Origin of the sequence: Nocardia sp. CA-107356 (assembly GCF_050946365.1) — a bacterium.
Taxonomy (GTDB): domain Bacteria; phylum Actinomycetota; class Actinomycetes; order Mycobacteriales; family Mycobacteriaceae; genus Nocardia.
In genome coordinates, this window is record NZ_CP191992.1 from 10,233,719 (window position 1) to 10,246,516 (window position 12,798).

A 12,798-nucleotide genomic window follows, 5' to 3' on the forward strand; every position below is an offset into this window, starting at 1 on the left:
GTCGCTCTTCGCATCCCGCCCGCCGGTGTCGATTCCCCGGGCATTCGGATCCCCAGCACTTCGCTTGCTGCTGAATCCTTACTGACGATATGATCGTTCCGCGCTCTCAGCAGGGGAGCTCCCCGGGTTCTGGTTGTTCGATCCTGGATGCTGCGAAATCTTCGATGATGGTCGATCGCGCCCGTCGTCGCGTGAGAGCTGTCCAAGGGGTTGGTTTTGCCGTCCGAACTGAACGAGGAATCCCACGGGGGGAAGGCGCGGCCTGTGGCGTTCCGAGAGCGTTCGTTCATCCCCGATGAGTTCACCGACGTCGAACTGCTGCAGGCCCATGTGCGCGGTCAGCGCCACGCCTTCGCCGAACTGCTGCGCCGCCATAACGACCATCTCTGGCAGACCGCCTTGCGCACCTCCTACACCCGCGAGGACGCGGCCGACTCGCTCCAGGACGCCCTGCTCTCGGCACACCGCACCGCCGCCTCGTTCCGCGCGGAGGCCGAGGTGCGCAGTTGGCTGCACGCCATCGTGGTGAACGCCTGCCTGGACCGGATCCGGCGCAATAAGACCCGCCGAGCCGTATCGCTGTCGCCGGAGACCATGCCGGAACCGAAGGACACCAGGGACGATATCGCCGAGCTGGAGATGTCGCTGGTGATCGACCGCGCCCTGTTCACGCTGCCGCAGGATCAGCGGGCCGCCTTGGTGGCGGTAGAACTGGAGGGGCGTAGTGTCGCCGAAACGGCGGCACTGCTCGGCGTTCCGGAGGGGACGATCAAAAGCCGATGTGCGCGCGGTCGCCAGCGGCTACAAGAACGTTTGGAATTTCTGCGCGATCCGGGGAACCGGAAGTAGCCGAGATGCGTCATTAATAGTGACGGACAACCAGACGATGTATTCGCAGTGCCCGCGACGTGCGGGCTCCCGCGATATCCACTCGAGAACCACGGAGGTGTGATGGCGACCCGGTCCGTTCCGCAGCCTCCGTTCTCAGCGGAACTGCTTGCCGACCTACACGCCGACAATGTCGCGCCGGAACTCAGCGAGCAGCTGTGGCCTGTGGTCCGCAACGATCCGGAGGCCCTACGCTTCCTGAATTCGCTCGACGACGTCAGCGCCGAACTACGCGCCCTCGGCCGCGACGAACGCATCATGCACGCGATGCCCGCCGATATCGCGGCCCGGCTGGAAGAGTTCGTCGACGGCCTCGACGTGGCCGAAGAGCCCACCGAGCGGGTCGCGACCATCCACCACCTGCCCTCGACCGCCACATGGTCCGGAACGTCGGTCGCCGGGCGGCCCGAATCCGCCGACGACACAATGGTTTCCGAGACGCGGCCGGTTTCCGACACCCATCCGGAACCCTTCACCGCGCCGATCCCGCTCGTGGACCGTCGCCCGCGCCGACTCCGCTGGCTCGCTGCCGCGGCGGCCCTCATCGCGGCCGTGGCCTGCGCCGCGATCGCCGTGGCGACCATGCGCGGACATGAGGTCGCGCCGACCGCGCAACCGACCACCGGCAACGTCCAACTCGGTGACGAACTCAACGCCACGGTCGCACTCACCGCACTCGGTCGCAACGACGTCACCGGCGTACTCGGCACCCCGGCGGCCCTGAATCGCTGCGTACACGCCAACGGCCTGGACCGCACCGTGCTCGGCTCGACCAATACCACCTTCCGGGGCAAGGACGCCGTCCTGATCTTGCTGACCGGCCCGCGCCCGCACAAGATCACCGCACTGGTCGTCGGAATAGGTTGCGGCGCCAACGATCCCCAACAGTTGGCACTTACCGATATCGGTTAGCCCCACAAGGTATCCGCGCCGACCAGCCGCGTCACGGCCATCGTGCGACTCGACCCGCAACGTTCGGCTCCTCGCACGACGATTCACTGGCGAATCAGTGCCTGGCGGGGGAGAACACGCGCGAACATCATCGGTGAGTGGGCTGGTTCACGTCGGGCGGTTGTGCCGCATCACGTTGGGAACAACACCGTTTACCCTGTTGTTGACCGACACGTCTAACGAAACTCCCCTCGGAAGGGTCACATGAGCACCGCAGTTCGCGACTTGATCATCGTCGGCTCCGGACCCGCCGGTTACACGGCTGCCGTCTACGCCGCCCGCGCCGAACTCCAGCCTTTGCTTTTCGAGGGCACCCAGTTCGGTGGCGCGCTGATGACCACCACCGACGTCGAGAACTTCCCTGGCTTCCGCAACGGCATCATGGGCCCGGACCTGATGGAGGAGATGCGCGAGCAGGCCAAGCGGTTCGGCGCAGATATCCGCACCGAGGACGTGGACGCCATCGACCTGAGCGGCCCGATCAAGACGGTCACCGTCGGCGATGAGACCTACCAGGCCTATGCCGTGATCCTCGCCATGGGCTCGGCCGCGCGTTATCTGAACGTTCCCGGTGAGCAGAAGCTGCTCGGCCGCGGCGTCAGCGCCTGTGCCACCTGCGACGGCTTCTTCTTCAAGGGCCAGGACATCGTGGTGGTCGGCGGCGGCGACTCCGCGATGGAGGAGGCGACCTTCCTCACCAAGTTCGCCAGCAGCGTGACCATCGTGCACCGCCGCGAGGAATTCCGTGCTTCGCGCATCATGCTGGAGCGCGCCAAGACCAATGAGAAGATCAAGTTCGTACTCAATGCCGAGGTCGCCGAGGTCAACGGCGATACCAGCGTGACGAGCCTGACACTGCGCGACACCCGCACCGGCGAGACCTCCGAACTGCCCGCGACCGGTCTGTTCGTGGCGATCGGCCACGACCCGCGCAGCGACCTGGTCCAGGGCCAGGTGGAACTGGACGACGAGGGCTACGTGCAGGTGGAGCACCCGTCGACCGCGACCAAGGTGCCCGGCGTCTTCGCCGCGGGCGATCTGGTCGACCATACCTACCGTCAGGCCATCACGGCCGCGGGCACCGGCTGTCGCGCCGCGATGGACGCCGAGCGCTGGCTGGCCGAACAGGGTGACATCACCGCGAACACCCTGGATCACGCCGGTAACCCGGTTGGCGTGCCCGCCAACTGATCTCATCACTTTTGCACTACAAGGAGATAGCCATGTCCGAAAACACGGTAACCGTGACCGACGCGTCCTTCGCCGACGACGTGCTGCTCAGCGAGAAGCCCGTACTGGTCGACTTCTGGGCGGACTGGTGCGGTCCGTGCAAGATGGTCGCCCCCGTACTGGAGGAGATCGCGGGCACGCACGCGGATAAGCTGACCGTGGCCAAGCTGGACGTGGACGCCAACCCGGATACCGCCCGCGATTACAAGATCCTTTCGCTGCCCACTATGATGCTGTTTTCCGGTGGTAAGCCGGTTAAGCAAATCGTCGGTGCGAAGGGCAAAGCCGCCCTGCTGCGTGAACTCGACGGCATTATCTGACGTTTCATAAATCGACACGTCCAAAGAACGCCGTCATTCGACGACGCGCCGTAGGATGCCTGGACGCCGGGAATTGCTGAATTCCGGTCCGGGTCTGAGACAATCGACCGACCTCCGGTCGTGCGAAGGTGTGTAGCCATCGCATGAGTGGGTACCCGGGTTGACGGAAGGAAAGGGCTCTCACGCATGCACCGACTTCGTCACGGCGATACCGGTCCAGCCGTCGCCGAGGTTCGGAGCACCCTGGCAAGTCTCGGGTTTCTGCACACGCACTCCGCCGCAGCCGATCACGCTGATCCGCGAGAGTACTGGAAAGATACCGACGCCTCCTTCGATCGCCAGCTCGACTCGGCGGTTCGCGCCTTCCAACAGCACCGCGGACTGCTGGTCGACGGCGTCGTCGGACCGGCAACGTACCGGGCGCTCAAGGAAGCTTCGTATCGGCTCGGCGCCCGCACGCTGATCTACCAGCTCTCCGCACCGCTCTACGGCGACGACGTGGCAACCCTGCAGCGCAAGCTGCAGGACCTCGGTTTCTACGTGCACCGCGTCGACGGCTACTTCGGACCGCATACCCATGACGCCCTGACCGCATTCCAGCGGGAGATCGGCTTGGCCGCGGACGGTATCTGTGGTCCGGACACACTGCGCTCACTCGAGCTGCTCGGCGCGCGCGTCACCGGCGGCAATCCGCACCGGATCGCCGAGGAGGAGGTCGTGCACCGGGCCGGTCCACAGCTGACCGGTAAGCGGATCGTCATCGATCCCGGCCTCGGTGGCCCGGATAAGGGTTTCCCGGTGCCGACCGAATACGGCGACGTCTATGAGTCGGAGATCCTGTGGGATCTGGCCAGCAGGCTGGAGGGCCGGATGGCCGCCACCGGCATGGAAACCTTCCTGTCGCGGCCCTGGGGTGCGAATCCGACCGACGCCGAGCGCGCCGACACCTCCAATGCCTTCGATGCCGATCTGATGATCTCGCTTCGCTGCGCGACCAACCCGAGCCCGTCGGCCAATGGTGTCGCCGGCTTCCATTTCGGCAACTCGCACGGCTCGGTGTCGATGATCGGCCAGGTGCTCGCCGGATTCATCCAGCGTGAGGTCGTCGCGCGAACCTCGTTGCAGGACTGCCGAACTCACGCACGCACGTGGGATCTGCTGCGGCTCACCAAAATGCCGACCGTGCAGGTCGATATCGGTTATCTCACCAACGAATACGACGCATCGGTGCTCACCAATCCCCGGATGCGCGATGTTATCGCCGAAGCCATCCTCATCTCGGTGAAGCGGCTCTATCTACTCGGGCAGGACGATCAGCCAACGGGCACATACACTTTCGCCGAACTGCTGGCGGAGGAGTTGGCCGCGGCCGACCGCATGTAGTGAATTACATCCCGGCCCAACACATTACGATCTACTGATCAATAGCCACACGAGTGCGCCCCTGCCGACAATCCGTCAGCAGGGGCGCACCGGTTCTGTGCGGGGGGGAGTCTCAGGGCGCTCCGACGCGGAAGGGGACCGTCAGCGAGGCGGCCGCGAGCAGCTGATCGAGTGCCCGCTCCACGTCTTCCTTCCAGCCGTGATCGGAGTTGAGCTCCAAGCGCAGTCGGGGGAAACGATGATGTGGCGCCACCACTTCGAAGCCGACATCCTCCAAGAAGTCGGCCTCGATCATGCAGGTCTCCGGCGAGCATTCGGTCGCCGAACCGGCCGAGGCCGCATCCCGGACCGGTGAGCCGATCCGCTCCATCAACCGCATCGAACCGAGCGAACGATCCGACATCGCCGTCGCCGGTGGCTCGGTGCGAATCCCGAAGGCCTCCAGCGCACGCACGCCGCGACGTACCAGATCGGCCACCACGGCCGTCATGAGCCGCTGGGCTATGTCGGCATCCTGGTGGGGGAATTCGGCCCGCAGCGTGGTCAGCAGGACCGCGTCCGGGCTTACCGGCGATGTGGGGAAGAGGGCGGCGCGCGGTACGGCACTCGGTGGCGAATACAGCGCACACCCCGCGACCTTGCCGTCCACATTCGCGACCTGACCGCACGAACCCCATTCCAGCATGACCGTGGAGAGCCAGGCCTCCTTCTCGAAGACCGGATCACTGAACTCGCGGGACGTCGCGGCGAGGGCCGGATCGATCTCCCAGAACACGCAACGCCGCGCATGCGCGGGTAACTTGTCGAGTCCGCCGAGGGTTAGTGCTGTGACGCTGGTCGACACCGCTCTGCTCAGCCTCCAGCTATCCGATTCATCCACACTCACGCTGCATTCACTCGCCAGCAAGAATAAGCGATCAAAGAGAACCCGCCTCATTCCAGTCGCTGTGTTTGATTTGCGTCGTTCCCGGTGCCCTACGTGACTACGCAGGGCACCGCCTTCGGCCCGTCGCTCTCGCCGCTGTGCTGTTGGTAAGGAGCCTGTCCGGGGGCCGTTTTCCCGCGCCGTCACAGTGACGTTTCGACGCTGAGGACGTGCCTACGGGAAACACAGGGCGATTTTTGCCACTTCTGTTACGTGCCGAGCTGCTGATGTTCCATCATGCCGACGATGCGCTCGAGATCCTCGACCGAACCGAATTCGACAACAATCTTGCCCTTCCGCTTGCCGAGGCTCACGGTGACGCGGGTATCGAAGGACTCCGACAACCGCTCGGCCACATCCTGCAGCCCCGGCATATGAATCGGCTTACGCCGGGCTGCCGGGGGAGCGGCCGTATCCGGATCCCGGTTCGCCAGGGTGACGGCTTCCTCGGTGGCCCGGACCGACAATCCCTCGGCGACGATGCGGGCGGCAAGTACCTCTTGGGCGTCGGCGCCTGCCTCGAGACCGAGCAGCGCGCGAGCGTGTCCGGCGGAGAGAACACCGGCCGCCACCCGACGCTGCACCGGGATCGGCAATTTCAACAGGCGAATCATATTCGTCACGACCGGTCGAGATCGACCGATTCGCGAAGCCAATTCCTCATGGGTGACATCGAATTCCTCGAGCAGCTGCTGATAGGCGGCCGCCTCTTCGAGCGGATTCAGCTGCACCCGGTGAATGTTCTCCAGGAGGGCATCGCGCAGCATCGCGTCGTCCGCGGTCTCGCGGACAATGGCCGGAATGGCCGCTAGCCCGGCCTCCTGGCAAGCACGCCAACGGCGCTCACCCATGACGATCTGATACTTATCCACCCCCGGCTCCAGCCGACGCACCACGATGGGCTGCATCAGGCCGAATTCCTTGATGGAGTGCACCAGCTCGGCGAGCGCGTCCTCCTCGAAGACGTGGCGCGGCTGCTTCGGATTCGGTGCGATCTGCTCCGGCGGAATCTCGCGATAGGTGGCGCCGCCATCCGACAGCTGCTCATCGCTGGGGTCGGGGACTCGGTGCAGGAAAGCCGATGCCGGCTGCGGCCCGATCGGGTCGATTCCGATGACGACATTGGCCGCGGCACTGCCGAGACCCGGTGTGGCACCGAGACCCGGTGTGGCACCGAGACCCGGTGTGGCCGCGGGCCCCGTCGGAATCAACGCGGCAAGTCCGCGCCCCAGCCCACCCTTCTTCGCCTGAGTCATCGGTTATCGACCCTTTCCTCGTTCGCCACCACACTGCACCCGATCAATCACGTGATCCCGTTGGATCATTACGCGCGCTCTGCCGCACCGGGTCGGACCACCGACCGCGCGGCCATCTCACGACCGGCGTCCAGATAACTCATCGCGCCCCGGGAGCCTGGATCATAATCGAGCACCGTCAGGCCGTAGCCCGGCGCCTCGGATACCTTGACACTGCGGGGGATCACCGACTTCAGCACCACATCACCGAAGTGCCCGCGCACCTCCTCGGCGACCTGGTCGGCCAGCTTGGTCCGACCGTCGTACATCGTGAGGATCACCGTGGATACATGGAGTTCGGGATTCAGATGCGCTTGCACCAGACCGATATTGCGGAGCAGCTGCCCGACGCCCTCTAGCGCGTAGTACTCGCACTGGATCGGGATGAGGACCTCTTTGGCCGCGACCATGGCGTTGACGGTGAGCAGACCCAGCGACGGCGGGCAGTCGATCATCACGTAGTCGATGTCGTACCCGGCGATATTGGCCTCCTGAATGGCGGCCTTGAGCCGCCCCTCCCTGGCCACCATGGAAACCAATTCGATCTCCGCACCGGCCAGATCGATGGTGGCCGGAATGCACAGCAGGCGCTCGTTGTGCGGACTCTGCTGGATCGCATCCTTGACCGACACCTCACCGATCAGCAGTTCATAACTGGACGGGACGCCCGAGTGATGTTCGATGCCGAGAGCGGTGCTGGCATTGCCCTGTGGATCCAGATCGATCACGAGAACCGTCATCCCCTGATGCGCAAGGGCGGCCGCGAGATTCACGGTGGTTGTCGTCTTACCGACGCCTCCCTTCTGATTGGCGATGGTGATGATGCGTTGCTCGTACGGTTTCGGCACTGTCACCTTTCCTGGATGCAATATCTGGCTCGCGCGTTGGGCTTCGGCCGCTATCGGGGTCTCACTGGGGGAGATGTGCCCGAACGGTGTGCTTCCGAATGCCTCCGCATCGAAGGTGCTGGAGTCCAGCATCCCCGGCACGCGCGACGTCGTTTCCCGTGAAACATTCGCCGGACCGCTCGACATAGACAGCTCCTAACGCGAGAACCTCAGATCACGTGCGCCCGACCGAATTTGGCGCCGTGTCATAAATAGCTGTGTCGGATCGAACATGATGCTCGATCGGGACCGCGGCGCCCGATCGACCGAGCGGAGTCTCGCCGCTGTAACACCCAGATCCCTCCGTGGCATCAACGCTCACGCCCGACGCTCACTAGCTTGCCAGCACGGAGCGTGATTAGAAAGCTGAATCGCGGCAACGCGCAAAGGACACGCGAATCTGTGTCGAATCTCGCTGCCGCACACATGATTGGCGCGCCCGAATCGCTGTTTCACATGAAACATGAAGTCCTGGATCGGCGTCCGGATCATGTTTCACATGAAACATGGGACGCGTCGTCGCGTCGTCGTCCCTCGCCCGCGAGCACCGAGAGTGTCGGCGCGCGTGACAAGCTCGGCGCTCTCGCGCTCGATCAGGCTGGCGCAATCCGGGTCATCGATTTCCCCATACGATGGCACCAGGTTCAAAACGTCACGTGAAGCTTGGCGTCGGAAGCCGTCCGGATTCAAGACTCCACGGGCGTTGTTTCACATGAAACATTGGCCCGAATCGAATGGGCTACTTCGACTTCCGTGCCGACTTGCCCGCACGCCGCGAGGGACGCTCGGCTCGCGACAGTCGCTCGGCGCTGATCACGAGAGTGGGAGTGGAGACGAGTCCGGCTCCACATTCGAGAACCTTCGCATTCCCCGCGCCCGCCTTCACCAAGGCGTCCCCGTCGCGCTCGAGCTCCTCGGCTGCACTGACCCCCTTCAACGCGAGCATCCTCCCGTGGTCACGAAGGAGAGGAATGGACCACTGCGCCAGCTTCGCCAGCGGGGCGACCGCACGGGAGGTCACCACATCTGCACCGCCCGCTTCCTTCGTCACGCCCGATTGTTCGGCCCGCCCGCGCACCACGGTGACATCGAGTCCGGCCGCCTCGATGAACTCGCTCAGAAAGATGGTGCGGCGTAGGAGCGGCTCCACCAAAGTAATCCGGAGGTCCGGCCGAGCGATCGCCAACGGGATTCCGGGCAGTCCTGCGCCACTGCCGATATCGACCACGGTCGTACCCTCGGCCATCAACTCACCGACCACGGCACAGTTGAGGATGTGTCGATCCCAGAGCCGCGACACCTCGCGGGGACCGATCAGGCCACGCTCGACTCCGGCGGTGGCTAGTGCGGCGCAATACCGGCGCGCGAGATCTAGCCGGTCACCGAACACCACTGCAGCCGCGGCCGGGGGCTCCAGCTCATCCGGCAATGCGGTGATTCCAGCGAGATCTCGTTCCACGTGAAACATCCTTCCGAACTCGAGTCGTTCAGTGCGGCGGTGAGGCGGGGGAGGGGAGAGCAGCCGAGATATGACGAGGGCCCCCGGTCCGAAGACCAGAGGCCCTATCCAATCACAACGTGGGATTCAGGAAGGCACCACGACAACGTGCCGGTTCGGCTCCACGCCTTCACTCTCACTGCTGACGCCGTCGACCGCGGCGACGGCATCGTGCACGATCTTGCGCTCGAATGGAGTCATCGACGCCAGCGGCTCCGGCTTACCCGATTCGAGCACCCGCTGCGCGGCGGCCGTGCCGAGCGCACTCAGTTCCGAGCGGCGCTTGGCGCGCCAGCCCGCCACGTCCAGCATCAGCCGACTGCGCACCCCGGTGGCCTGCTGTACGGCCAGGCGGGTCAGCTCCTGCAGCGCGTCGAGCACTTCACCGTTGCGGCCAACCAGCTTCGAGAGATCGCGGCCGCCATCGATGCTCACGATGGCGCGGTCGCCCTCGACATCGAGATCGATATCGCCGTCGAAGTCGAGCACATCGAGCAACTGCTCGAGGTAGTCGCCCGCGATTTCGCCCTCTTCGATCAGGGCTTCCTCGGAATCGTTCGCGGCGTCGGCGGGTTCGGTCCCCGCATCGACGTCATGACCGGCCGTGTCGTTCACCATCGTCGTCGTCGCCACAGTGGCGTCCCCTCCGTCGGTTTCAACAGTCATTTGATTTCCTTCATCTGCTCATCGCGCGCGACCGACGACTGGCGCCGATCGGAGAACGCGAACAGGGTTGCTCAGAGATCCCGCAGGCGCGCGATATGTCAGCGCCGTCGCTTCTGGTTGGGTCGCCCACGGTTGCCCGGTCGCTTCTGACCGCCCGAGCGCCGCTGTCCCGCCTTGGTCGGAGACTTCGAGGTGCCGTTCGTCGACGGTGCTGCGTCGGCCGCTTCGACCGCCGCGTCGGCATCGACGGGTGCCGCATCGGCTGGAGACTGCTTCTTCTTGACATTGACCGGCTTGGCACCCGGCTTCGGCGCGTTCTGTGCGCGCTGCTCCAGTTTCTGCTGCTTCTTGACTTCATCTTCCTTCGCCATGCGGCCGAAGACGAGGTGCTGCTGTCCGTAGGTCCAGATGTTGTTGGAGACCCAGTAGAGCAGAATGGCGATCGGCAGGAACGGACCACCGACGAGCACACCGAGCGGGAAGACCCACAGCGCGAGCTTGTTCATCATGGCCGACTGCGGGTTGGCCGCGGCCTCCGGGCTCTGCCGTGCGACCGAGGCGCGCGCGTTGAAGTGCGTTGCCAGACCGGCAATCACCATCAGCGGGATGGAGACCAGCGCGATGCTCAGCTTGGTCGGTACGCCGCCGTAATCGGCGAACGCCTGCAGCTGGCTCGGCGGGCTGGTGATGTAGGCCGAGATGGGTGCGCCGAAGATCCGCGCGCTCAAGAACGACTGGACGTCGGTGGCGCTGAAGACATAGTTCGGCGTATGCGCGTTGTCGTAGGCCGACATGCTGAGCTGGCCGATGCCGGTGCCGGTGCGGTTGAACGAGCGCAGCACATGGAACAGACCTAGGAAGACCGGCACCTGCGCCAGGATCGGCAGGCAGCCCATCAACGGGTTGAAGCCGTGGTCCTTCTGCAGCTTCTGCATCTCGGTCGCCATCTTCTGGCGATCGTTCTTGTACTTCTTCTGCAGCTCCTTGATCTGGGGCTGCAGCTCCTGCATCTGCTTGGTGGTGCGCACCTGCTTGACGAACGGCTTATAGAGCACCAGGCGCAGCGTGAACACCAGGAACACCACGGCCAGAGCCCAGGTGAGTCCATTGTCCGCGCCGAACGCGAACCCGAAGACCCGATGCCAGAACCAGAGGATCCAGGACACCGGATAATAAATGAAGTCGAGCACGGCTCTATGCACTCCCGTCGTTCGTGTCGCCGATCACCGCGCGCGGTGATCCTTTACAAGCGTGTGGCGCCGACTCCGGGTCGGCGGCTGCCTCGTTCCGTCCGCGCGTCTTGCGCTCCGGAACGGGGTCCCACCCTCCAGGGTGCCAGGGTGCACATTTAGCCAATCGCACGACCGTCAATCCGAGGCCGACGAACAGGCCACGGGTGCGTAACGCGGTCACCGCATATTCGCTACAGGTCGGGGTGAAACGGCACACCGGCAGGCGCATGGGGGAGACGTACGTTCGGTACAGCTCGATCAGGAAAATCACCGTGTTCGCGGGAAGCCGAGCGACGGTGGCGCGAGCACTCATCCCGCACCGGCCACGGTAGCCGATGGACGGGCGATATCGAGCTTGCGCACCGCGGCACGCAGCTGGCGGAGTAGATCCGCCGAATCCGCGGTCGCCGCACCGGGCAGCGCACGGATCACGATGTCGGCATCGGCGGGCAGCTCGGCGATCACCTGGCCGCACATATGACGCAGGCGGCGGGCGACGCGGTGACGAATCACCGCGTTGCCCACCGCCTTGCTGACAATCAATCCGAACCGCGGACCGCCCACGCGGACCAACGATCCGGCCACTGCCGCATCGCTCTGTCGTCCACTCACGCCCACGACTCCGTCATACCCGTGCACGAGCGCGTGTACGACCAGATCTCGCCTCCCGATTCGCTGGCCGCGGCGCACCGTCCGGGAGAAGTCGGCACGATGATGCAACCGATACGGCTCAGGCAACACCCGAGCGTCCGAGAGCGAGGGTCAGGCAGTAAGGGACTTGCGGCCCTTGCCGCGTCGCGCGGAAACGATGGCGCGACCAGCGCGGGTGCGCATCCGGAGACGGAAGCCGTGGACACGCGCCCGACGACGGTTGTTCGGCTGGAACGTCCGCTTGCCCTTGGCCACGGTCAACACTCCTCGAGTAGGTGGGCACCGTTCGGCGCCCAAAGTTTGTCAGTGATACGTCTTTGCGCGATGAATCGCGAGGTGGTCATCATCGATGCGCGTCGGTCCTGGCGCACGAGGTCGATCGACCCGACACGGTCAGCACAAGACCGCCACCGCACCAAGGGGTGACTGTACGAGGGTACTGATCGGCAAAGTACGGGTCAAACTCGGCCCACCCGTTCCGATGCCGCTCACCACCGCTCGGCCGGAGTCACGCATCCTGGGTATAACCGTGAGTTCGTCCACACCCCTAGCCATCGGACACGGCGGCCGCTAACGTACGTAGCCAGGAGATTGCTGCAGAACCGCAGGTCCAGGCCATATAGCGGCAGAGCGCAACCCCGTTTCACATTTCCCCAGGGTTCTCCACATCTGTGGATAATTGTGTGGAAAGACCCCTGGAGTGGCATATTCGTAGGGCCGACGGTGCCACGCCGCCGCCCGGATAGGGGATCCGGGCAGCGTCCGAACCGGTTACGGGCGTACGCGGAATCACAACATCGACATATCCACGGTCGATAGTCCGCATGCCCCGACCGTCTGCTCCTATCGCCTACTTCCGGGGAGGAAACTGC

15 protein-coding genes are annotated in these 12,798 nt (G+C 64.6%); 6 read left to right on the forward strand and 9 right to left on the reverse strand.

The window, feature by feature from the left end:
- Positions 1-264 precede the first annotated feature (264 nt).
- The 5 genes from sigM (at position 265) to ACQP1G_RS46030 (ending at position 4,772) form a co-directional block, all read left to right on the forward strand.
- A complete protein-coding gene (gene sigM / locus ACQP1G_RS46010; RefSeq protein ID WP_433197062.1) occupies positions 265-849 on the forward strand; it encodes an RNA polymerase sigma factor SigM in 585 nt (194 codons plus the stop codon).
- Between the two features lie 102 nt (positions 850-951).
- A complete protein-coding gene (locus ACQP1G_RS46015; protein WP_433197064.1) occupies positions 952-1,800 on the forward strand; it encodes a hypothetical protein in 849 nt (282 codons plus the stop codon).
- A gap of 243 nt (positions 1,801-2,043) precedes the next feature.
- Positions 2,044-3,030: a thioredoxin-disulfide reductase gene (gene trxB, locus ACQP1G_RS46020; protein WP_433197066.1), complete on the forward strand. Its 987-nt coding sequence runs from the start codon at positions 2,044-2,046 to the stop codon at positions 3,028-3,030.
- Positions 3,031-3,062: 32 nt separating this feature from the next.
- Positions 3,063-3,389, forward strand: a complete 327-nt coding sequence (trxA, locus tag ACQP1G_RS46025; RefSeq protein ID WP_433197068.1) for a thioredoxin — start codon at positions 3,063-3,065, stop codon at positions 3,387-3,389.
- Positions 3,390-3,575: 186 nt separating this feature from the next.
- Entirely contained in the window at positions 3,576-4,772 is a 1,197-nt protein-coding gene (locus ACQP1G_RS46030; protein ID WP_433197070.1) for an N-acetylmuramoyl-L-alanine amidase, read from the forward strand.
- Between the two features lie 112 nt (positions 4,773-4,884).
- On the opposite strand, the gene ACQP1G_RS46035 is transcribed toward ACQP1G_RS46030, so the two are convergent.
- From ACQP1G_RS46035 to ACQP1G_RS46045, 3 genes are all read right to left on the reverse strand, one after another.
- Positions 4,885-5,616: a GNAT family N-acetyltransferase gene (locus ACQP1G_RS46035; protein WP_433197072.1), complete on the reverse strand. Its 732-nt coding sequence runs from the start codon at positions 5,614-5,616 to the stop codon at positions 4,885-4,887.
- A 290-nt stretch (positions 5,617-5,906) separates the two neighbouring features.
- The gene (locus ACQP1G_RS46040) at positions 5,907-6,953 is read right to left on the reverse strand and encodes a ParB/RepB/Spo0J family partition protein (RefSeq protein ID WP_433197074.1); all 1,047 of its coding nucleotides are present in this window, start codon (positions 6,951-6,953) and stop codon (positions 5,907-5,909) included.
- Positions 6,954-7,021: 68 nt separating this feature from the next.
- Positions 7,022-7,972 (reverse strand): ParA family protein, encoded by a 951-nt coding sequence (locus ACQP1G_RS46045; protein WP_433209453.1) that lies wholly within the window; start codon positions 7,970-7,972, stop codon positions 7,022-7,024.
- 309 nt (positions 7,973-8,281) lie between these two features.
- Here ACQP1G_RS46045 and ACQP1G_RS46050 point away from each other — a divergent pair, with 309 nt between their 5' ends.
- Positions 8,282-8,539 carry a hypothetical protein gene (locus ACQP1G_RS46050; protein WP_433197076.1) on the forward strand — a complete coding sequence of 86 codons (258 nt, stop codon included), beginning with the start codon at positions 8,282-8,284 and terminating at the stop codon, positions 8,537-8,539.
- Between the two features lie 79 nt (positions 8,540-8,618).
- Here ACQP1G_RS46050 and rsmG read toward each other — a convergent pair whose 3' ends face one another.
- The 6 genes from rsmG to rpmH all read right to left on the reverse strand — a co-directional run bounded on the left by rsmG (position 8,619) and on the right by rpmH (position 12,181).
- Positions 8,619-9,347, reverse strand: coding sequence for a 16S rRNA (guanine(527)-N(7))-methyltransferase RsmG (rsmG, locus tag ACQP1G_RS46055; RefSeq protein ID WP_433197078.1), 729 nt, complete (start codon positions 9,345-9,347; stop codon positions 8,619-8,621).
- A gap of 117 nt (positions 9,348-9,464) precedes the next feature.
- Positions 9,465-9,995: a protein jag gene (locus tag ACQP1G_RS46060; RefSeq protein ID WP_433209456.1), complete on the reverse strand. Its 531-nt coding sequence runs from the start codon at positions 9,993-9,995 to the stop codon at positions 9,465-9,467.
- Positions 9,996-10,141: 146 nt separating this feature from the next.
- A complete protein-coding gene (gene yidC / locus ACQP1G_RS46065) occupies positions 10,142-11,233 on the reverse strand; it encodes a membrane protein insertase YidC (protein WP_433197080.1) in 1,092 nt (363 codons plus the stop codon).
- A 4-nt stretch (positions 11,234-11,237) separates the two neighbouring features.
- The gene (gene yidD / locus ACQP1G_RS46070; RefSeq protein ID WP_433197082.1) at positions 11,238-11,588 is read right to left on the reverse strand and encodes a membrane protein insertion efficiency factor YidD; all 351 of its coding nucleotides are present in this window, start codon (positions 11,586-11,588) and stop codon (positions 11,238-11,240) included.
- On the reverse strand, positions 11,585-12,016 hold the full coding sequence (gene rnpA / locus ACQP1G_RS46075) for a ribonuclease P protein component (protein WP_433197084.1): 432 nt from the start codon (positions 12,014-12,016) through the stop codon (positions 11,585-11,587). Before rnpA ends, yidD begins: the two co-directional genes overlap by 4 nt.
- A gap of 21 nt (positions 12,017-12,037) precedes the next feature.
- Positions 12,038-12,181 carry a 50S ribosomal protein L34 gene (rpmH, locus tag ACQP1G_RS46080; protein ID WP_083898281.1) on the reverse strand — a complete coding sequence of 48 codons (144 nt, stop codon included), beginning with the start codon at positions 12,179-12,181 and terminating at the stop codon, positions 12,038-12,040.
- Positions 12,182-12,798: the final 617 nt, after the last annotated feature.

Excerpts from the sequence above, each read along its gene's own strand:
- ACQP1G_RS46015 (WP_433197064.1), top strand. The coding sequence starts at position 952 with ATGGCGACCCGGTCCGTTCCGCAGCCTCCGTTCTCAGCGGAACTGCTT.
- trxB (WP_433197066.1), top strand. The coding sequence starts at position 2,044 with ATGAGCACCGCAGTTCGCGACTTGATCATCGTCGGCTCCGGACCCGCC.
- trxA (WP_433197068.1), top strand. The coding sequence starts at position 3,063 with ATGTCCGAAAACACGGTAACCGTGACCGACGCGTCCTTCGCCGACGAC.
- ACQP1G_RS46030 (WP_433197070.1), top strand. The coding sequence starts at position 3,576 with ATGCACCGACTTCGTCACGGCGATACCGGTCCAGCCGTCGCCGAGGTT.
- ACQP1G_RS46040 (WP_433197074.1), bottom strand. The coding sequence starts at position 6,953 with ATGACTCAGGCGAAGAAGGGTGGGCTGGGGCGCGGACTTGCCGCGTTG.
- ACQP1G_RS46045 (WP_433209453.1), bottom strand. The coding sequence starts at position 7,972 with ATGCTGGACTCCAGCACCTTCGATGCGGAGGCATTCGGAAGCACACCG.
- rsmG (WP_433197078.1), bottom strand. The coding sequence starts at position 9,347 with ATGTTTCACGTGGAACGAGATCTCGCTGGAATCACCGCATTGCCGGAT.
- ACQP1G_RS46060 (WP_433209456.1), bottom strand. The coding sequence starts at position 9,995 with ATGGTGAACGACACGGCCGGTCATGACGTCGATGCGGGGACCGAACCC.
- yidD (WP_433197082.1), bottom strand. The coding sequence starts at position 11,588 with ATGAGTGCTCGCGCCACCGTCGCTCGGCTTCCCGCGAACACGGTGATT.